Below are 18,636 nucleotides of genomic sequence, written 5' to 3' on the forward strand. Positions count from 1 at the left end.
AAGGTGGCTGGAAAGGTAAGATTGCCAGAGAGCTAGAGACGCCCGGAAAGTCACAAGAAGGAACTGGCGCGAAATCGCAAAGAACTACGGAAGCATAGCGAAATGAGGCGACGTGATGAAGAAATGGTATAGTCTTATCGATAAGGTTTACCGGATGGAAAACCTGGAAAAAGCATATAAAGCCGTAAAAGCCAACAATGGGGCTCCCGGAGTAGACGGGGTGACCGTGGAAGCATACGGAATAAATCTGCAAGAGGGACTAAACCGACTTCAGCACCAACTGAAAACCGGCACTTATGAACCAGACCCAGTGCTGAGGGTGGAAATACCGAAAGCGGACGGAAGTAAACGCCCGCTAGGGATACCCACAGTAAAAGATAGGGTAGTCCAGCAAGCCCTTCTAAACATTCTACAACCAATCTTTGAACCCGACTTTCATCCATCAAGCTATGGATACAGACCTGGGCGCTCCTGTCACCAGGCAGTAGCCAAGGCAGAAATGTTCATAAACAAATATGGGCTATGCCACGTAGTGGATATGGACCTGTCCAAATGCTTTGACCGGCTGGACCATGAATTAATCCTAAAGGGAGTCAACCGAAAAGTTAGTGATGGGAGTATCTTGAAGCTGGTTAAGAAGTTCTTGACAGCGGGAGTAATGAAAGACGGAGCGTGGGAAGAAACAGGTCTCGGGAGTCCACAGGGAGGCGGGATTTCCCCACTAATTGCCAATATTTACCTGGATGAGTTTGACCAGGAGATGAGGCGCAGGAACATCCGCATAGTGCGCTATGCGGATGATATTCTGTTGTTTGCTCGAACATATGAAGAAGCTAAGCAGTACCAGCAGATAGCCACAAGTTTCCTGGAAGAAAACCTTAAGTTAGTGGTCAACAAGGAAAAGACGCACCTCACGAACAACCAAAAGGGAGTTCCCTACCTGGGCTTTGTAATCTACGCCAAGCACCTGAGCATTAATCCCAAGAAACTAAAAGCTATCAAAGAAACCATCAGGGAAATGACTCCTAGAAATCATGGAATGAATGTAGCAGAAATGGTGCGGCGTCTAAATCCCATACTTCGGGGATGGGCCAATTACTTTAGGGTGGCCAATTGCCAAAAGCACTTTGGGAAGCTAATGGGATGGATACGGCGAAGGCTGCGGATGAAAAAGATGAAGGAGTGGAAAACGTGGAAGGCCTTGCATAAAGCACTGCGAAGAAGGGGCTACAAAGGCACGTTTGAGAAAATATCTGTGACAACATGGAGAAACTCAGCAAGTCCGCTAATAAGCATGGCCCTACCAAATGCATGGTTTGATGAACTCGGACTAATAAATCTGGAAAAATACAAGGTCGGCATTTTGCATAACTACAGACAGTAGTTACTGAGATTTATCAGGAGCCGTATACGTGGCCCGTACGTACGGTTCTGGGAGAAGGATAAAGCCGAAGCAAATTACTTCGGCTTTACCTTACTCGATTTCCTGCAGCCATTGAAGTTGCCAATATTGAGTTTGCTTTAGCAAAGTAGGTAATCCTGAGTACTTCGGCAATCTGTTCTTCACTGACACCCATTCCGCGCAGGGTGTTGGAAATTGATTCCACTCCCCTGTCAGCTCCTTCTGCGGCGTCAACCGCCAGGGAAATCATCAGTTTTGTCTTGATGTCAAGGGAGCTTTCAGCAAATACCAGCTCCTGCAGACCCTTCATCAATTCAAAGAACTTTTCGTCCCGGTCTTTAATGGCGGCAATAAAAGGCAGTAATTCCATGATGCTCACTCCTTTCCAAAAAACAGATTTTGTTTGGTGATAATTATTCGCGATGGTACTAATATTCCCCTTTAATTAAAAACAATTTAGAAGAATATTCTGCTTCAATAGCCGTCGTAAATGACCGTGGAATATGGTGTGCTGTCATTTACGACAGCCTATGGTGCAGGAATATTCTTACTTCCATTGAATTATACTACTTTAGAGAGCACGAAAGGAGTAGTGATTCTGTATGGGAAGCAGTTTTGCCGCATTGGCAAAGCAGGTGGTGGACAAGGCCCAGGGGTTGGGCGCCAGCCACTCGGAAGCTTTTTTGATTAAATCAAAAGATCTTAGCATTGACGTCAGGGAGGGGTCTGTGGAGACATTAAAACTTGCCGAGGATCGCGGGCTTGGCCTTAGGGTATTCCGTGATGGGCGCATCGGTTTCGCCTATACCTCAGATTTGGGGAACGCTGCTGTTGATGAAATTGTACGGCAGGCGCTGGCCAATTCCGATAAGACCAGTCCTGATGATTTTAATATAATGCCTGCGCCCGGAGGGTCGTATAATGAAATGGACCTCTTTGATCCCCGCATTCAGCAGGTTTCGGTTGATGAGAAAATAGAAATTGCTCGAAGGATTGAAAAATCTGCTGCCGGTTTTGATAACCGTATTACCATTACCGAAAGGTCTTCATATTTTGATGCCGAATATGAGGTTATCCTGGCCAATTCCCTGGGGATTATGACATCTTATCAGGGCGCCTACTGCGGCTGTTACGCAGACCTGGTTGCTGAGGAAGACGGTGATAATCAAACCGGTTTTGCCCTGAAAATTGGCTTGAAGTTTAACGACCTGGACCCCGAAAAAATTGGGGAAGAAGCAGCCCGGAAGGCAGTCAGGAAGCTGGGGGCCAAATCAATTAATACTCAGAAGGCAGTCATAGTCTTTGATCCGCATATCGGGACCAGTTTTCTGGGAATTGTTGCTCCGGCGCTGTCGGCCGAGGCAGTGCAAAAAGGAAAATCACTGTTTGCCGGCAAGGTAGGCCAAAAGATTTCTTCAGATAAGGTTACTATTACAGACCATGGCGCAATGCCGGGTGGAATTGCCTCGGCGCCTTTTGATGGGGAAGGTGTGCCGACTGGGAAAACTGTCCTTATCCAAAACGGAGAACTCAAAGGATATCTGCACAATACTTATACAGCCGCAAAAGACAAGGTATGGTCAACCGGCAATGGTATCAGAAATTCTTTTAAAAGCACTCCTGAGGTGGGAACTACAAATTTTTACATTGAACCGGGGACCACACACCCTGACGACCTTATCAAGGATATTACCAGCGGACTTTATGTTACTGATGTGATGGGCATGCATACAGCTAATCCCATTTCGGGTGACTTTTCTGTCGGCGCTTCCGGGATCTGGATTGAGAACGGCAGGTTTACCAAGCCTGTCAGGGGTGTAGCTATTGCCGGGAACATTCTGGACCTCCTTAATGAAGTGGAGGAGGTCGGTTCTGACCTGACGTTTTTTGGCGGCAAGGGGTCGCCAACCATCAGAGTCTCCCAAATGATGATCAGCGGTTCATAAGCAGGCATCAGCGGGAGCAAATAAATACTATTCAAATCAGAAAAATTGTGTTAAAATTTCATAGTGGAAGATATTAGTCTGGAGTGATAATGTTGCCAAAAGTACTCGTGATTAACGGTCCTAACTTAAATCTGCTGGGGAAAAGAGAGCCGGACATTTATGGTTCACAGACCCTGGAGGATATTAATGGTAAGCTGGCAGAGCTTGCCAAGGAACTGGGACTGGAATTAGACTTTTTTCAGTCCAATCATGAGGGCGAGATTGTTGACATAATTCACAGGTGTATTTCGGGCATTGGCGGTATTCTTATTAACCCCGGAGCTCTTACTCATTATAGCTATGCCATTCGTGACGCTGTTGCTGCAGTAGGTATTCCGTGTGTCGAGGTGCATTTGTCCAACATCCATGCCCGTGAAGAGTTCAGAAGTAAATCAGTAATCGCCCCAGTTTGCCTGGGCCAGGTTTCGGGTTTTGGAGCCCTAAGTTATATTCTTGGCCTGAGGGCGCTGGCAGAAGAGGTAGTATAATGAACCAAAGAATAGAAGCTGTTCGTAAAATAATTGAGGATAACCGGCTAGACGGACTGGTTATCACCAAACAGCAAAATTGGCAGTATCTGAGCGGTTTTACCGGCACAAGTGCGGTCCTAATTTTCACTTTATCTGATAATTACTTTATTACTGATTTCAGGTATTTGGAACAGGCACAGCTGGAAACAGAGGGTTTTCATATTATTAAGCCGCGGACCCTGGTTGAAGATGCCATGGTGGATCAGGTAATCAGTCTTGGGCTGAGCAGAGTCGGGTTTGAAGGGGATGACCTTACGTATGCCCAGTATGCAGATTATAGCAAAAAAACTCCTGATGTGGAATGGGTTTCTTTAATCCAGGCTGTGGAAAAAATACGTCAGGTAAAAGATGACCGTGAAACTGCAGCCTTACGGAAGGCTGCTTCCATTACCGATATGGCCTTTGACTATATACTTGATTTTATCAAACCAGGTGTCAAAGAGTCGGAAATAGCCCTGGAAATTGAGTATTATATGAAGAAAAAGGGCGCAGAGAAATCAGCTTTTGAGACTATTGTGGCTTCAGGACCGCGGGCCGCGCTTCCCCACGGTGTGGCCACAGACAAGGAATTGGCGGCAGGCGAACTGATAATCCTTGACTTCGGAGCAGTTTTTGCCGGATATCATGCAGATATGACCAGGACTGTTGTCCTCGGTGAGCCAGATGCTGACCAGCAGAAGATTTATGATATAGTCCTGACCGCACAAAAACGCGCTATAGATGCTGTTAAGCCGGACATCAGGTGTTCACAGGTGGATCTGGTGGCACGTGACTTTATCGCCGTAAACGGCTATGGCGCTAATTTCGGGCACGGATTGGGACACAGTGTGGGCTTGGAAATACATGAAAAACCCGCTTTTACCCCCAGGGATGATACTGTTTTACAGCCCGGAATGGCTCTGACAGTAGAACCAGGTATCTACCTGAGCAACTGGGGCGGGGTCAGAATAGAGGATTTGGTACTGGTGACAGGCAGTAGCTGTGATGTTCTTTCCAGGTCACCCAAGGAACTTATCGCACTATAAATGCTTTGCAGCTGCGCAGGCAGCAGGTCTATTGGGAATAATAGATATAAATTACTGAGGAGGTCTGGATTAGGACATGATTTCTACCAATGATTTTAAAACAGGTGTAACTGTTGAAATTGATGGAGAGGTATTTGCCGTAGTGGATTTTCAGCATGTTAAACCGGGCAAGGGATCTGCTTTTGTGCGTTCCAAGCTGAAAAATGTCAAAACCGGAGCAGTAGTGGAAAGAACCTTTAATGCCGGGGAGAAAATGGCCAGGGCTCATCTTGACCGGAGGGAAATGCAGTACCTATACAGTGACGGGGATGCCTTTAATTTTATGGACAACCAGAGTTATGATCAGATCAGCATCACCAGGGAACAACTCGGAGATGCCATTAAGTACCTGAAGGAAAACACCAATGTGAGTGTCCTTATGTACCAAGGCAGTCTTATCGGGATCGACCTTCCCAACCAGGTGGAGCTTGAGGTTACTGCCACTGACCCGGGTATAAAGGGGGATACCGCTTCCGGCGGTTCCAAGCCGGCAACGGTGGAAACCGGCGCTGTTGTACAGGTTCCCTTCTTCGTAGAGGTTGGCGATGTCCTGCTGATTGATACCCGCACCGGGAATTATATCAAGCGGGTGTAAATTTCTGTTTAAATTCCCCTGAAAAAAGTTATACTAATGAAGTCAAAAAGACTTTTTGAAGGGGGTTTATCTCTTGAAAAACACTAAGGAAAAAATTGCTTACCTTCAGGGACTGTCCCGGGGTTTGGATGTAGAAGAGTCATCCAAGGAAGGTAAGGTGCTGTCAGGAATAATCTCGATTCTTGATGATTTGGCGGAACAAATAGAAGATATTGAAATTGCCCAGGAGGACTTGGAAGATTATGTTGAGAGTATTGATGAAGACCTCTATGACCTCGAGGGAGACCTGTTAGGTGAAGTAGACCTGGTCGATGAGGATATTGTAGAAGTGGTCTGCCCCAGGTGTGAAGAGACTGTTTGTTTTGAAGCAGATATCATTGATGACGAGGATCTGATAGAGGTTACCTGCCCTAATTGTGATGAGGTGGTATTTATTAATGACCAGGACCTCATTGAGGGATTGGGAGCCGATAGAGGGCTATCTTTAACCGATGACAGGGGAATTTCACTGGTCAGCAGTGTGGATGAGGATATTTAGAGGATAGGGTTTTGCCAAGCTTGAAACGTTATAGGATATTATGCCAGGGGGTATATCCCGAAGTTTTTGCAAAAACTTTGGGGTGTACCCCCTGTTTTTTTACGCCCATTTTTAATCATAAAACTTGTACCACAACCATAACTATATAGGGAAGGGGGACAAAGTATGGCTGACGGCACTGTTGTTCAAAGCAAGAGCTGTATAAAAGGCAGAGATACGATGGTATGCATGATTTCCCGTGATATACTTCCTGTCCTGCCCAACAAGATCAGGGAGATCATTGTGGAATTGCCCGGGGATATCCTCAACCAGATTGAGGAAATCCGCCTGCGCCAGGGTAAACCCCTGATTGTCGGCATCACCAGGGAGGATGCCTTGGTAACCCCCTTGGGACAGGTGACCACTGTCCCGGAGTTTGGCTATACGGTAACTGATCAGGACATGAAAAGGACTGTCCAGCTAATCAGCGGTTCCTCAATATATGCTTTTGAAGAAGAACTGAAAAACGGTTTTATCACTATCAGGGGCGGCCACCGGGTGGGTATATCAGGGAAGGTAGTTGTTGACCGCGGCAAAGTTAAAACTGTTAAATATATTACGGGATTAAATATCCGGGTAGCCCGGGAAGTGACCGGGGCCGCAGACAGGGTCCTGCCATACCTGATTGACCCTGTTTCCGGGGAGTTCTGCCATACCCTGCTTATCTCACCGCCCCGGTGTGGGAAGACCACACTGCTCAGGGATATTATCAGGCAGGTGAGTACCGGGATACCTAAACTGGAATTTGGGGGCTGTCCTATTGGAGTGGTTGATGAGCGGTCTGAAATCGCCGGGTGTTATCATGGGATTCCGCAAAAGGATGTTGGGCTCAGAACAGATGTGCTTGACGGCTGCCCCAAGGCGGAAGGAATGATGATGCTCATTAGGGCCATGGGACCCCGGATTATTGCAGCTGATGAAATCGGCAGGCAGGAAGATGCCGCCGCTCTTGAAGAGGCGCTGAATGCGGGGATTAAAGTATTAACCACTGCCCACGGGTCCGGGCGGGAGGAAATATCCCAGAGGCCGGTACTCAGGTACATCATGGAACAGGGGATTTTTGAAAGGCTGATTATCCTGGGGCGGTCCAGGGGTGTCGGCACAATAGAAGATATCATAGACTGTAAGACTGAGAAATCCCTTTTATGATGGGGTTCATGAGTTCCCTTTAAGCAGATTGAGGTGAGGCCTGATGATAAAAATAATTGGCGCGTGTGTAACCCTTGGCGCTTGTGCCACGATGGGATTTACGTGGGCGGGGGTATATGAGAAGCGCCCACAGCAGTTGATATATCTGGGGCAGGGGCTGCAGCTTCTGGAAACAGAGATTTTATACGGGGCCACCCCTCTTCCGGAAGCCATGGAACAGGTTGCTGCCAACTGCAGTCCCGAGGTCAGCGGTTTCTTCAGCTGCACTGCAGCAGAGCTGCGCAGGATGGAAGGTCTAACTGCAGGGGAAGCATGGGACAGGGCAATTGCCAGATATTCTGTGAAAACGGCTTTGGCCAAGAAGGACCTGCACATTCTGAGGAGATTTGGTGTCTCGCTGGGGGCCTCGGACAGGGAAGACCAGGCCAAACACCTCAAAGTAGCCCTCAGTCAGCTAAAACTGGCGGCTGCCGAAGCCGAAGCTGCCGCCAGGAAAAATGCCACTGTGTATAGATATCTGGGTTTTCTGGGTGGTTTACTTCTAGTCATGATTCTATATTAAAGAGAAACACATTATTGAGGGGGGTCTGTAAATGGATACCGACCTGATTTTTCAATTAGCCGGAATCAGTATTGTAATAACAGTTATATATACTGTATTGAAGCAGGCGGGCAGGGATGAATTCGCCTTTTCCACTCTTTTACTGGGCATCGTTGTTGTCCTGGCTATGATTATTCCCAAGATTGCCGGGTTGTTTGAGACAGTGCGCTCCGTTTTTCAAATTTATTAAGAGGTGAAGCTCTCTTGGAAATCATTCAAATTGTCGGCTTGGGTATTGTAGTAACCATCCTCATAGTTATTATAAAACAACAGCGGCCTGAACTGGCCATTCAGTTAAGTGTTATCACCGGAGTAGTTATCTTCTCCATGATGCTGGGGAAAATTAATTCAGTGGTGACTCTGATGAAGGATCTGGCCCAGAAATCAAATGTCAGTGTGCTGTATATGGGGACAATCATGAAAATAATCGGGGTAGCCTATATAGCCGAATTCGGGGCTCAGATCTGCAGGGATGCCGGAGAAGGGGCGGTAGCCTCAAAGATAGAGTTTGCGGCCAAGGTAATTGTGATTGTACTGGCAATTCCGGTTATTGTGGCTGTATTTGATTCACTGCTGAAATTGATACCTTAGTGATTTTTCATAAAAGAGTTTTAGGGAGTTGGACAAATTGATTAATAAATCCGCTTTCCGGGGATTTATACCACTGATCATATTAAGCCTGTCTGTTCTCCTGTGGATTGGCATTTCATTTATTGGCATGCCGGCGGCATTGGCGGCGCAGGATGAAAATGCCTCACCCGGTGATACAGTTGAAGTAAATGGTGACACCGCTGCAGCAAGTTCAGCAGCCGAACTGAAGGAACAAATGACGGGACTTGACATGGAAACAATTGAGAAACACCTTACTGAACTGAACCGGGACATGAATACTTATATGCCCCAGCTAGACCTCAAGGAGATGCTGGCAAAGCTGGCACATGGGGAACTGGGTGTTAGTTTGGGAGACATCTTTTCGGGACTGTTAAAATACCTTTTTAAAGAAATGGTGGCAAATTCGAGATTGATGGGGCAGCTGCTGATACTTGCCGTGCTTTGTGCTATCCTGCAGAATGTCCAGTCAGCCTTTGAAAAGGGAACTGTAGGGAAGCTGGCCTGGTCTGTGTGTTTTCTGGCCCTCCTGTCCCTGGCGCTGGGTTCATTTACCATAGCTATGCAGACGGGTCGGCAGGCTATAGAAGATATGGTTTCATTTATGCATGCAATGCTTCCGGTATTGATAACACTGCTTACGGCAATGGGCAATATCACCACGGCATCACTCTTTCACCCTCTGACACTGATGGTGCTGAGTACTATCAGCACCCTGATCAAAAATGTAATTTTCCCACTGATATTTTTTTCGGTAATCCTGGGACTTGCCAATAAAATTACTACCAGGGTCGATGTCTCCAAACTGGCAGACCTGCTGAAAAACTGGAGTATGGGGCTGTTGGGGCTGTTCTTCACGGTATTCCTCGGTTTCATGATGGTTCAGGGCATCGCCGGTTCGGTTGCTGACGGTGTTGCTATGAGGACGGCCAAATTTGGTATTGGGGTATTTGTCCCTGTAGTGGGTAAGCTATTCTCCGATGCCCTGGAAGCTGTTGTGGGGACATCACTGCTGCTGAAAAATGCTGTGGGACTGGTGGGAATTCTGGCCGTTTTTTTTATTTGCGCCTTTCCGGTATTGAAAATATTAGCGTTGATGCTTATTTATAAAATTGCAGCTGCTCTGATTCAGCCGATAGGAGATACGCTGATTGCCGATTCCCTGAACATCATGGGGAACAGCCTGACAATAGTATTTGCTTCAGTGACCGCGGTTGGGATTATGTTCTTTTTTGTAATTGCCATAGTGGTTGGGGCAGGGGATTTCAGCCTGATGCTAAGGTAGGCTCATTCCCCGGCGGCCTTCGCCATCTTTGGACATGCGGGGACTCCCTGCCTTGTTGCCGGAGCTTTGCAGCTAGACTCATAACGGCGGCAGTGCCAGGAAAATCTTGTACAACACCTCACCATATTTCATGGTCATTTCCGGAGGCAGCCGTAGAAAAAATCTGAGATCTGATGCCTCGAAAATGAAAGAAAAAGTAATACCCAAAGAATTAAATCATTTCCAGGAGGAAACTTTTCATGGAAACACTGCGGTTAATGGTCAAAAGCATCCTGATTATTATATTGATGACTGCTTTCCTGGAAATCGTTTTACCCAGAAGTGATATTAAGAGATATATCAATCTGATTATAGGGTTGTTTATTATAATTGCTGTTTTAAATCCGATTCTGGCCATATTTAATACCGGTTTTGACTTTGAGGTCCTCAGTGCTGCCCCGGAAGGGATCACCGGGGATACCGAGGCCCTGATAAACCAGGGCAGGGATATTGCGCGAGCCAGGGACAATAGGGTTGCCGGTGATTATAAAGAGAAGCTGGAAAAGCAGGTGAGGTCCTTGTCAGGACTCTATCAGAATAACAATGTGACAGATGTGCAGGTTGATATGGTGGCAGACACGGCAGCGCCTGACTTCGGGAAAATAAATAAAATAGTACTCTGGATTGATGATTCGGCAACAGTAAACAGTGCGGGAGAAGATGCCGTGACCGGCAGGTCAAAAGACAGCGGAAGCAAGCGGGAAAAGGACACCGGAAGCAGCCAGGAAAAGGACAGCGGAAAAAACCAGGGACAGATTGATATACAGGGGCAGGTCGGAGTAGATGAAGTTGAGGTGAATATTGAGGTGGCTCAGAGCGAAACAGAGAATTCTGCAGACCCGGAGAATTCGGAGAAACCCGGCACTGACAGGGGATTAAGGGAAATGGTTGCTGATTTTTATGGTCTGTCACCGGAGCAAATTGAAATTAGAAATCAGGAGGTGTCACCATGAGTAAGATAATGGAATTTTTCCGGAAATTACTGGGGAGTGATAATGAAGCCGGAGAAAAAAATCCTGCGGCCAGGAGGATGAATACGCTGATGCTTGCGGCAGCTGCAGGAGTCCTGCTGATAGTGCTGGCAAATACCTTTGGCAGCGGGAATAATGACCCGGATGAGACTTCAAATAAGCAGTCAGCCCCGGGGATTATGTCAGGCCAAAATGGCGATGTCAGCCTGGATGAAAGCAGCAAGCAGACAGAAGGTCTTTCAGCGGGGATTACCGACCTGGAAAATCTCCTGGCTCAGCGGCTGGAACAAGCATTGGTCCGGATCAGCGGTGCCGGTGAAACCAGGGTCACCGTAAACCTGGCCTCCACAACTGAAAAGGACTATGCTGTGAATACGACTACAAATAAAAAAGACACCCTGGAACGTGACCAGAAGGGGGCAAACCGCACGATAACGGAGATAAATGAAGACGGCCAGATTGTTTTGGTCAGGGAAACCCAGGGCAGCCGCGAGATGCCGGTGGTTGTGAAGGAGCTCAAACCTGAGGTTAAAGGGGTAATCGTGGTCTCGGAAGGAGCCGGAAACCCGGAGATAAAGGCTAGCCTGATGATGGCAGTACAGGTTTACCTGGATGTCCCTTTGTACAAGGTAATGGTCCTACCAATGGAAAGCAGGTGATCAGGTGAGTATGTTATTTATAAAGAAAAAAGGCTTATGGACCGCACTTTTGATATTAGGGGTATTCTTTATAGCAGCAGGGCTGTTTCAGCTTAGCGGGATTCCAACAAGCGGTGACACCGGAACCATGGATACCGGGACCGCAGATGCTGGAATAGCGGACATTGATACCGGGGATATCAGAAACCCAGGCGCTGTCACCGGGGATGCACCTGAAAGCGCAGCCGGCAGCAACTGTGCTGAAGGTGCTGAAAATGGGGCTTTTTTCGTTGAATACAGGCTGGAACGTGACCGGACCAGAAGCCAGCAGATAGATTTGCTGCGGGAGATTGTAAATAACAGTAATTCTTCAGATGATATCAGGAATGAGGCCCAGACGAGGTTGTTGGCCATTTCACAAGCCATTGACACGGAAATGAAGCTGGAGAATCTGATTCGGGCGGAAGATTTTAAGGATGCCGTAGTTTTTGTTGAGGAAAAATCGGTTACAATAATAATACAGTCACCCGTACTTACACAGCCTGACAGGGAGAAGCTGACAGCCATCACTGCACGGGTTACCGGCATTAATGCCGATAACATTGCAGTTTTTGCAAAATTGTAAACAATCGTACGGTTTTGTAACACTCGTAATATTGTATACTTGTGTAAAACATATTGAAATATGGTATTGCACCGCATATAATTATAAAAAGCAGGCTTTAACATCAAAATCTATATTCTCAGGTTGTAAAAACACAACCTGAGTTTTATGTTGTTTATGATGGGATTTTATATTGTTTATGAGAGGCAGGATTTGTGACAATTAGGACAAACGATGGAGGGGATTAATTATGGTAAAACCCAATAAGGTAGAAATAACCGATACCACTTTAAGAGATGCACATCAAAGCCTGTGGGCTACCCGGATGAGAACTGAAGATATGCTGCCGATATGTGAAAAGCTGGACCAGGTGGGTTACCACTCACTGGAGGTTTGGGGAGGAGCTACCTTCGATGTCTGCCTGCGATTTCTAAATGAAGACCCCTGGGAGAGATTGCGGCAGTTAAAAAAAGCGGTGAAAAATACCCCCCTGCAGATGCTGCTGCGCGGCCAGTCTCTGGTGGGGTTAAAACACTATCCTGATGATATGGTTGAGGCTTTTGTAGATAAGGCGGTACAGAACGGGATTGATATAATTCGTATTTTTGATGCCCTTAATGATATCCGAAATCTGGAAGTACCTATTAAAATGTCGAAAAAGGCGGGAGCCCATGTTCAGGCAGCAGTTGTCTATACCATCAGCCCGGTACATACCCCGGATCACTATCTGGAAACAGCGCAAAAGCTCGCCGAAATGGGCGCGGATTCCATTTGTATCAAGGATATGGCAGGACTGTTGTCGCCACATGTAGCCTATGACCTGGTCAAAACCATCAAGAAACACCTGAATCTGCCTTTGCAGCTGCACAGCCACTACATCGGCGGCCTCGCTGTAGGGGCTTACCTGAAGGCAGCAGATGCCGGTGTTGATGTAGTTGATACTGCGGCGCTGCCACTGGCCTTCGGAGCATCCCAGCCGCCTGTGGAAACTGTTGTCAGGATTTTGCAGGAGTCGCCACATGATACCAGGCTGGATATCCATACCCTGTTTGAGGTATCCAAGTATTTTGAGGACCTCAGGAAGAAGCACGGTTATGAACGTGGAGTTACCAGACTTACCGATATGAGGGTATTTGAGCACCAGGTACCCGGCGGCATGATCTCCAACCTGGTATCCCAGCTTGAGGAACAAAAGGCCCTGCACCGGATTCATGAAGTACTGGCAGAGATACCGTCGGTCAGGGAGGATATGGGATATCCGCCTCTGGTTACCCCAACCAGTCAGATAGTCGGAACCCAGGCTGTGCTCAATGTACTTACAGGTAAGCGTTATAAGCTGGTCCCCGGTGAAGTGCGTGCTTATGTTCAGGGACAGTACGGCAAACCGCCTGCTCCCATAAAAGAGGAAATTATCCAACAAATCCTGGGAGACAGTAATGTAAAGCTGATAAAAGGCCGGCCTGCTGACTTGTTAGCGCCGATAATGGATAAAATGAAAAAGGAAATACAGGATTTGGCAGAGTCTGAAGAGGATGTGCTGTCATATGCGATGTATCCCCCGGTTGCCAGGAAGTTCTTTGAGTGGCGGCTGAACAGGGGCCTGGATACCGAAGACGCGGCTGTTGCACTTCCCGCTGTAGAAACGCCCAGGGATGTGGAGGCCGGTCTTCCGGAAAGCAGTGTACAGGTAAACAATGACTCAGACGGTTTAGTGACTAAGGAGGGAAAAACCATGAACTTATCAGAAATCAAGGAACTTATTAAAATGCTGGATGAAACAGACATCTGTGAACTCCAACTGGAAAGCGCCGGAGTTAAAGTTGCCATCAGAAAATCCGGAACTGCGCCGGGAACAGGCTTCAGCGCCTCTCCTGAAGCCGCTGCTAATAATGGCAGAGCTGTGGCAGTTGAAGCTGCCGGAGCTCCTGTAGGGGGAAAGGGTGCTGATAGGGAGAATCTGATTCCGGTTGTAGCGCCAATGGTAGGGACTTTCTACCGCTCCCCGGCTCCTGAGGCTGCTCCTTTTGTAGAAGTAGGACAGATGGTGACTGAAGGGCAAACGGTATGTATCATTGAGGCCATGAAGCTGATGAATGAGATTGAGGCCGAAATTTCCGGCCGTATTGTTGAGATTCTCGTGGATAATAACCATCCCGTCGAGTACGGACAGACACTGTTCCTTATAGAAAAGGTTTAAGGGGCAGGATATGTCAGTTCAGCAATGTTCCCAAAAACATACCCGATAACGTACCCGATAACGGAGGTGTAAGATGTTTAATAAAATTCTTATAGCAAACAGAGGGGAAATAGCTTTGCGAATCATCAGGGCCTGCAGGGAAATGGACATCGCTACCGTGGCTGTTTATTCCCAGGCTGACCGGGATTCGCTCCATGTCAGGTTTGCCGATGAGGCATACTGTATTGGTCCGGCCCAGTCGGTATCCAGTTATTTGAATAAGGCCAATATTATCAGCGCTGCTCAGGTTTCAGGGGCGGATGCGATACACCCAGGTTATGGTTTCCTGGCAGAGAATGCAGATTTTGCTGAGATTTGTGAACAAAGTGGGATCAGGTTTATCGGACCAGGACCGGAGGCCCTGGAAAACATGGGCGCCAAGGCAGTGGCCAGGGAAACCATGATTAAAGCGGGTATTCCTGTTGTACCCGGCACTGAAGGAATAATTTCAGACATGGGTGAGGCGGTTAAAATAGCCAAGAAAATAGGCTATCCGGTCATGATTAAGGCATCTGCAGGCGGCGGCGGTAAAGGAATGCGGGTCGCCCAATCAAAAAATGACCTTGTCCAGGCCATTCAGACAGCCCAGTCTGAGGCTCAGGCCGCATTCGGCAATGCTGAAGTATATATTGAGAAATATGTTGAGGAACCCAGACACATAGAGTTCCAGATTCTTGCGGACAACTACGGAAATACTGTCTATCTTGGCGAACGGGACTGCTCCATCCAGAGACGCAACCAGAAGCTGCTGGAAGAGGCGCCATCGTCGGCGATAACGCCGGAACTCCGGGAGAAGATGGGGGAGCTTGCTGTGCGGGCTGCCAAGGCTGTTAATTATTCAAATGCCGGTACTGTGGAATTTCTCCTCGATAAACACAACAACTTTTATTTTATTGAAATGAATACCCGGATACAGGTTGAACACCCGGTAACCGAACTGGTAACGGGAATAGACCTGATAAAAGAACAGATAAGGATTGCAGCCGGCGAAAAGCTGGGGTATACTCAGGCAGATATCAGGATTAATGGATGGGCTATTGAGTGTCGCATAAATGCCGAAGACCCCCACAGGAATTTTATGCCTTCACCGGGGCAGATTACAGAATACCTGGTGCCCGGGGGTACAGGAGTCAGGGTTGACAGCGCCGCTTATACCGGTTACCATATCCCGCCTTATTATGATTCTATGATTGCCAAACTGGTAGTTTGGGGCAGGGACAGGGATGAGGCTATCGTTAGAATGAAAAGAGCCCTGGAGGAATATGTCATTGACGGGGTGAAGACTACTATACCCTTTCAGCTTCGTATCCTTGAGAATGCGTTTTTCCAGCGCGGTGAATTCTATACAAACTTTATTCAGAGACGGCTCGAGGATTAGACGAAGTTGCAAATAACTGTGTATCTGGTATAATATTCATATAATAGCAGTTACCACGGACAAAGGAGGTAACCTGATGGAAAAAAAGGACTTTGCAGAACGCCATGACACTGAGCTTGGAAGTATCCGTATAGCTGATGAGGTTGTGGCCATTATCGCCGGACTGGCAGCTACCGAGGTCAATGGAGTTGCCGGAATGAGCGGTGGCCTGGCAGGCGGAATAGCCGAAATCCTTGGCAGGAAAAACCTGTCAAAGGGTGTTAAGGTGGAGGTCGGAGAAAAAGAAGCTGCAGTGGATATGTTTATCATCGTCGAATATGGAATCAGGATTCCTGATGTAGCTATTCAGATTCAGGAAAGTGTTAAAAGAGCAATTGAGAGTATGACAGGTCTCAATGTCGTTGAAGTAAACGTCCACATCCAGGGAGTGGTATTCACGACCCCTGAGTCCAAGGAGGAAGACCATAGGGTAAAGTAAAACAGACCCCCTGATTATTCAGGGGGTTTAAACGGTTTAGATGAAGGGAGTTGAGCCAGTTTGAAGTTTTTCGACAGGGTCCTGTTGTCGTTATATGCACTTGGTATAATGTTTATTCTGCTTTTGGCAGGACTGGCTGCTGCAGGTTGGACAACCCCTGTGGACTGGTTACGGGTAGCATTGCTCCACATGAATAACCGCCTGGTATTAGGTGTGACAGCTATGGTGTATTTTATCGTCAGTGTCAGGTTCCTTTTCCTGGCGCTGTCCAGCGCCAAACGTCCTGCTCAGGCAGTGGTCCAGGAAACCGGGATGGGGCAGGTCAGGGTCTCTGTTGATGCTCTGGAAAACATGGTGCGCAGGGTTACGGCACAGATAAAGGGTGTCAGGGATGTAAAACCCCGGGTTGCCTGCCTGCCTGAGGGGGTAAGTGTCTTTTTGCATGTTTCCATGGCGCCTGAGACTAACATTCCCGGTACTTCTGACGAAATCCAGCAAAAGGTAGCGGCATATATTGAGGAGATTGCCGGGATTAAGGTTCAGGCCGTTAAGATACTGGTAAAAAGTGTATCTGCCACAGACGACAGCCAGGGCTCCCGGAGGCTGATCTAGAAAGGAGTGGTTGTTTTGTCAGGGCAAACATTACAGGAATTTCTTGCCAACAATCTTGGGAAACTGCTGGGCGTATTTATTGGCCTGCTGTTAGGATGGATGATTATTGAATATGGAGTGCTGCCAACCCTTTTCGTTATTGTCCTGATTATTCTGGGATACCTATTTGGCAAGCAGCTTGATGAAGGAGACGGTCTGAGTGCCTTTGTTGACAGGATATTTAAGCGATAACAGGGATACACTAAATATACCAAAAGATTTCCGGAGGGCCACATGAGCAGAAGGGCAGCGCGCCAAGCGGCGTTACAGGTACTCTTCCAGATGGATATTGGGCAGACTAAATTTGATAATGCCCTTGATTTTGTTGTCACAGAGAACAAACTGGACCAGAAGCAGGTACAGTTTATCAGGGACACTATTTCCGGTGTTCTTGAACATATGGATGCACTAAACCAGATTATTAATGAAATTGCTGTGGATTGGGATATGGAGCGTATGGCAGGGGTGGACCGCAGTATTCTCAGGATGGCTCTCTATGAAATATGCTATTCCGAGATACCGCCAAATGTTGCTGTCAATGAAGCCATCGAACTGGGAAAGACGTTTAGTACTGCCGAATCAGGCAAGTTCATTAACGGAATTCTTGGCAGGGTCGTCAAGAACCTTGACGATTATCGCCGGGTGACAACTAATTCAGGATTATAATGGTGAGTAGAGACCGGTTGTAGACGTGAGTATAGGTGCGGGGTGCATGGGATGGAAAAATTCCTGGGAATAGATACGAGTTGCTATACGACTTCCCTTGCTGTTGTCGACGGTGAGGGAAATTTACTTTCTGAGGCCAGAAAAATACTGGATGTCCGTATTGGCGCAAGAGGCCTTGCCCAGAGTGAGGCGGTATTCCAGCACATCAATAATCTGCCCTTGCTTTTTGAGCACATTGCCATAAATACATCCGGAGAGAGTTTTGCCGGAATTGCGGCAAGTGTCCGCCCCAGGCCGGTAAAGAGTTCTTATATGCCGGTATTCAGGGTTGCCGAAAGTTATGGAAATTCAATTGCGGCAATGCTGAACATACCTTTTGCGGATGTCTCGCACCAGGAAGGGCATCTGGCAGCAGGTATTATGTCGGCTGGCGGTCCGCGAACCGGTGAGTTTCTTGCCATACACCTTTCCGGCGGGACTACCGAACTGCTGCGGGTCAAAAAAGGCGTCCGCCCTGATGAACCAAATTTTGCAATTACTATTATCGGCGAAACCAGGGACCTCCACGCCGGGCAGTTTATTGACCGGGTTGGAGTGCGTTTGGGACTTCCCTTTCCGGCAGGACCGCATTTGGAACAGCTGGCTGCCAAGGCTCAGGGGGAGATAACGGTTCCTTCTTCCGTAAAGGGCTGCGATATCAGCTTTTCGGGACCGGAAGCTGCGGCGCTGCGCCTGGTTGGGCGTGGTATACCACCGGCTGAAATTGCCAGGGCGGTTGAAAAATGTGTAGCTAACACCCTGGAAAAGGTAATCAGGAAGGCCGTAATGGAGACCGGTATCAGGGAAGTATTGATAGTGGGCGGAGTTGCGGCAAACCGCTTTATCCGGGAAAGGCTGGGTGAGCGTTTACAGCACGGCACAGTGGGAGCCAGGGTTTATTTCGCTTCACGGGAACTCAGCGGGGATAATGCAGTCGGGACGGCCCTCCTCGGAATGAGCAGATTTACAAATAAATGGTAGGTTCTTACGCGCATGCGGCTGCATGTGCTTTTTATTTTAAGAAAAGTTTTATATTAGGCAGGAATACCTGGCATAAATGTCGAAATTTGTCGAATGTACTTTTATACAGTTATATGGTAATTGGATTTGGGGGTGAAAAGTAAGTTATCAGCTATCCG

The 18,636-nt window shown here is 47.6% G+C and carries 22 protein-coding genes; 21 read left to right on the forward strand and 1 reads right to left on the reverse strand.

The window, feature by feature from the left end; translation table 11 throughout:
• The first annotated feature begins 115 nt into the window (after positions 1 to 115).
• Positions 116 to 1,384, forward strand: coding sequence for a group II intron reverse transcriptase/maturase (gene ltrA / locus Ga0451573_RS12655; protein WP_231684494.1), 1,269 nt, complete (start codon positions 116 to 118; stop codon positions 1,382 to 1,384).
• 85 nt (positions 1,385 to 1,469) lie between these two features.
• Here ltrA and Ga0451573_RS12660 read toward each other — a convergent pair whose 3' ends face one another.
• The gene (locus tag Ga0451573_RS12660; protein WP_231684495.1) at positions 1,470 to 1,772 is read right to left on the reverse strand and encodes a carboxymuconolactone decarboxylase family protein; all 303 of its coding nucleotides are present in this window, start codon (positions 1,770 to 1,772) and stop codon (positions 1,470 to 1,472) included.
• 232 nt (positions 1,773 to 2,004) lie between these two features.
• Between Ga0451573_RS12660 and Ga0451573_RS12665 the strand changes: the two genes are divergently transcribed.
• The 20 genes from Ga0451573_RS12665 to Ga0451573_RS12760 all read left to right on the forward strand — a co-directional run bounded on the left by Ga0451573_RS12665 (position 2,005) and on the right by Ga0451573_RS12760 (position 18,478).
• Positions 2,005 to 3,348, forward strand: a complete 1,344-nt coding sequence (locus Ga0451573_RS12665) for a TldD/PmbA family protein (RefSeq protein ID WP_231684496.1) — start codon at positions 2,005 to 2,007, stop codon at positions 3,346 to 3,348.
• Positions 3,349 to 3,437: 89 nt separating this feature from the next.
• The gene (gene aroQ, locus Ga0451573_RS12670; RefSeq protein ID WP_492207355.1) at positions 3,438 to 3,875 is read left to right on the forward strand and encodes a type II 3-dehydroquinate dehydratase; all 438 of its coding nucleotides are present in this window, start codon (positions 3,438 to 3,440) and stop codon (positions 3,873 to 3,875) included.
• Positions 3,875 to 4,942 (forward strand): M24 family metallopeptidase, encoded by a 1,068-nt coding sequence (locus Ga0451573_RS12675; RefSeq protein WP_231684497.1) that lies wholly within the window; start codon positions 3,875 to 3,877, stop codon positions 4,940 to 4,942. Before aroQ ends, Ga0451573_RS12675 begins: the two co-directional genes overlap by 1 nt.
• 76 nt (positions 4,943 to 5,018) lie before the next feature.
• On the forward strand, positions 5,019 to 5,576 hold the full coding sequence (gene efp / locus Ga0451573_RS12680) for an elongation factor P (RefSeq protein WP_231684498.1): 558 nt from the start codon (positions 5,019 to 5,021) through the stop codon (positions 5,574 to 5,576).
• 73 nt (positions 5,577 to 5,649) lie between these two features.
• Positions 5,650 to 6,114, forward strand: a complete 465-nt coding sequence (locus Ga0451573_RS12685) for a CD1247 N-terminal domain-containing protein (protein ID WP_231684499.1) — start codon at positions 5,650 to 5,652, stop codon at positions 6,112 to 6,114.
• A 165-nt stretch (positions 6,115 to 6,279) separates the two neighbouring features.
• On the forward strand, positions 6,280 to 7,302 hold the full coding sequence (gene spoIIIAA / locus Ga0451573_RS12690; RefSeq protein WP_331459420.1) for a stage III sporulation protein AA: 1,023 nt from the start codon (positions 6,280 to 6,282) through the stop codon (positions 7,300 to 7,302).
• Between the two features lie 43 nt (positions 7,303 to 7,345).
• Positions 7,346 to 7,864 (forward strand): stage III sporulation protein SpoIIIAB, encoded by a 519-nt coding sequence (gene spoIIIAB / locus Ga0451573_RS12695; RefSeq protein WP_231684500.1) that lies wholly within the window; start codon positions 7,346 to 7,348, stop codon positions 7,862 to 7,864.
• A gap of 31 nt (positions 7,865 to 7,895) precedes the next feature.
• The gene (spoIIIAC, locus tag Ga0451573_RS12700) at positions 7,896 to 8,093 is read left to right on the forward strand and encodes a stage III sporulation protein AC (RefSeq protein ID WP_231684501.1); all 198 of its coding nucleotides are present in this window, start codon (positions 7,896 to 7,898) and stop codon (positions 8,091 to 8,093) included.
• A 14-nt stretch (positions 8,094 to 8,107) separates the two neighbouring features.
• Positions 8,108 to 8,494 carry a stage III sporulation protein AD gene (spoIIIAD, locus tag Ga0451573_RS12705; protein ID WP_231684502.1) on the forward strand — a complete coding sequence of 129 codons (387 nt, stop codon included), beginning with the start codon at positions 8,108 to 8,110 and terminating at the stop codon, positions 8,492 to 8,494.
• Between the two features lie 37 nt (positions 8,495 to 8,531).
• On the forward strand, positions 8,532 to 9,797 hold the full coding sequence (gene spoIIIAE, locus Ga0451573_RS12710) for a stage III sporulation protein AE (protein WP_231684503.1): 1,266 nt from the start codon (positions 8,532 to 8,534) through the stop codon (positions 9,795 to 9,797).
• Between the two features lie 239 nt (positions 9,798 to 10,036).
• Positions 10,037 to 10,789 carry a stage III sporulation protein AF gene (locus tag Ga0451573_RS12715; protein ID WP_231684504.1) on the forward strand — a complete coding sequence of 251 codons (753 nt, stop codon included), beginning with the start codon at positions 10,037 to 10,039 and terminating at the stop codon, positions 10,787 to 10,789.
• Positions 10,786 to 11,466 (forward strand): SpoIIIAG-related protein, encoded by a 681-nt coding sequence (locus Ga0451573_RS12720; RefSeq protein ID WP_231684505.1) that lies wholly within the window; start codon positions 10,786 to 10,788, stop codon positions 11,464 to 11,466. The genes Ga0451573_RS12715 and Ga0451573_RS12720 overlap by 4 nt, the downstream gene beginning before the upstream one ends.
• A gap of 10 nt (positions 11,467 to 11,476) precedes the next feature.
• On the forward strand, positions 11,477 to 12,070 hold the full coding sequence (locus Ga0451573_RS12725) for a SpoIIIAH-like family protein (protein WP_231684600.1): 594 nt from the start codon (positions 11,477 to 11,479) through the stop codon (positions 12,068 to 12,070).
• 229 nt (positions 12,071 to 12,299) lie between these two features.
• Positions 12,300 to 14,246 carry an acetyl-CoA carboxylase biotin carboxyl carrier protein gene (accB, locus tag Ga0451573_RS12730; protein ID WP_231684506.1) on the forward strand — a complete coding sequence of 649 codons (1,947 nt, stop codon included), beginning with the start codon at positions 12,300 to 12,302 and terminating at the stop codon, positions 14,244 to 14,246.
• Between the two features lie 73 nt (positions 14,247 to 14,319).
• Complete coding sequence (gene accC, locus Ga0451573_RS12735) at positions 14,320 to 15,663, forward strand: acetyl-CoA carboxylase biotin carboxylase subunit (protein WP_231684507.1); 1,344 nt, start codon at positions 14,320 to 14,322, stop codon at positions 15,661 to 15,663.
• A gap of 76 nt (positions 15,664 to 15,739) precedes the next feature.
• Entirely contained in the window at positions 15,740 to 16,141 is a 402-nt protein-coding gene (locus Ga0451573_RS12740; protein ID WP_231684508.1) for an Asp23/Gls24 family envelope stress response protein, read from the forward strand.
• 60 nt (positions 16,142 to 16,201) lie between these two features.
• Positions 16,202 to 16,753: an alkaline shock response membrane anchor protein AmaP gene (gene amaP, locus Ga0451573_RS12745; protein WP_231684509.1), complete on the forward strand. Its 552-nt coding sequence runs from the start codon at positions 16,202 to 16,204 to the stop codon at positions 16,751 to 16,753.
• Between the two features lie 15 nt (positions 16,754 to 16,768).
• Positions 16,769 to 16,984, forward strand: coding sequence for a DUF2273 domain-containing protein (locus tag Ga0451573_RS12750; RefSeq protein ID WP_231684510.1), 216 nt, complete (start codon positions 16,769 to 16,771; stop codon positions 16,982 to 16,984).
• Between the two features lie 42 nt (positions 16,985 to 17,026).
• On the forward strand, positions 17,027 to 17,458 hold the full coding sequence (gene nusB / locus Ga0451573_RS12755) for a transcription antitermination factor NusB (protein ID WP_231684511.1): 432 nt from the start codon (positions 17,027 to 17,029) through the stop codon (positions 17,456 to 17,458).
• Positions 17,459 to 17,509: 51 nt separating this feature from the next.
• A complete protein-coding gene (locus Ga0451573_RS12760; protein WP_231684512.1) occupies positions 17,510 to 18,478 on the forward strand; it encodes a Kae1-like domain-containing protein in 969 nt (322 codons plus the stop codon).
• Positions 18,479 to 18,636: the final 158 nt, after the last annotated feature.

The sequence above is a fragment of the Phosphitispora fastidiosa genome (assembly GCF_019008365.1).
In the GTDB taxonomy this organism is placed as follows: domain Bacteria; phylum Bacillota; class Thermincolia; order Thermincolales; family UBA2595; genus Phosphitispora; species Phosphitispora fastidiosa.

Coding starts and splice junctions, on each gene's coding strand:
- spoIIIAC (WP_231684501.1), top strand. CDS start 7,896: ATGGATACCGACCTGATTTTTCAATTAGCCGGAATCAGTATTGTAATA.
- ltrA (WP_231684494.1), top strand. CDS start 116: ATGAAGAAATGGTATAGTCTTATCGATAAGGTTTACCGGATGGAAAAC.
- aroQ (WP_492207355.1), top strand. CDS start 3,438: ATGTTGCCAAAAGTACTCGTGATTAACGGTCCTAACTTAAATCTGCTG.
- Ga0451573_RS12725 (WP_231684600.1), top strand. CDS start 11,477: ATGTTATTTATAAAGAAAAAAGGCTTATGGACCGCACTTTTGATATTA.
- efp (WP_231684498.1), top strand. CDS start 5,019: ATGATTTCTACCAATGATTTTAAAACAGGTGTAACTGTTGAAATTGAT.
- spoIIIAA (WP_331459420.1), top strand. CDS start 6,280: ATGGCTGACGGCACTGTTGTTCAAAGCAAGAGCTGTATAAAAGGCAGA.
- Ga0451573_RS12760 (WP_231684512.1), top strand. CDS start 17,510: ATGGAAAAATTCCTGGGAATAGATACGAGTTGCTATACGACTTCCCTT.
- Ga0451573_RS12665 (WP_231684496.1), top strand. CDS start 2,005: ATGGGAAGCAGTTTTGCCGCATTGGCAAAGCAGGTGGTGGACAAGGCC.
- accC (WP_231684507.1), top strand. CDS start 14,320: ATGTTTAATAAAATTCTTATAGCAAACAGAGGGGAAATAGCTTTGCGA.
- nusB (WP_231684511.1), top strand. CDS start 17,027: ATGAGCAGAAGGGCAGCGCGCCAAGCGGCGTTACAGGTACTCTTCCAG.
- Ga0451573_RS12660 (WP_231684495.1), bottom strand. CDS start 1,772: ATGGAATTACTGCCTTTTATTGCCGCCATTAAAGACCGGGACGAAAAG.
- Ga0451573_RS12715 (WP_231684504.1), top strand. CDS start 10,037: ATGGAAACACTGCGGTTAATGGTCAAAAGCATCCTGATTATTATATTG.
- accB (WP_231684506.1), top strand. CDS start 12,300: ATGGTAAAACCCAATAAGGTAGAAATAACCGATACCACTTTAAGAGAT.
- Ga0451573_RS12740 (WP_231684508.1), top strand. CDS start 15,740: ATGGAAAAAAAGGACTTTGCAGAACGCCATGACACTGAGCTTGGAAGT.
- spoIIIAB (WP_231684500.1), top strand. CDS start 7,346: ATGATAAAAATAATTGGCGCGTGTGTAACCCTTGGCGCTTGTGCCACG.
- Ga0451573_RS12720 (WP_231684505.1), top strand. CDS start 10,786: ATGAGTAAGATAATGGAATTTTTCCGGAAATTACTGGGGAGTGATAAT.
- Ga0451573_RS12675 (WP_231684497.1), top strand. CDS start 3,875: ATGAACCAAAGAATAGAAGCTGTTCGTAAAATAATTGAGGATAACCGG.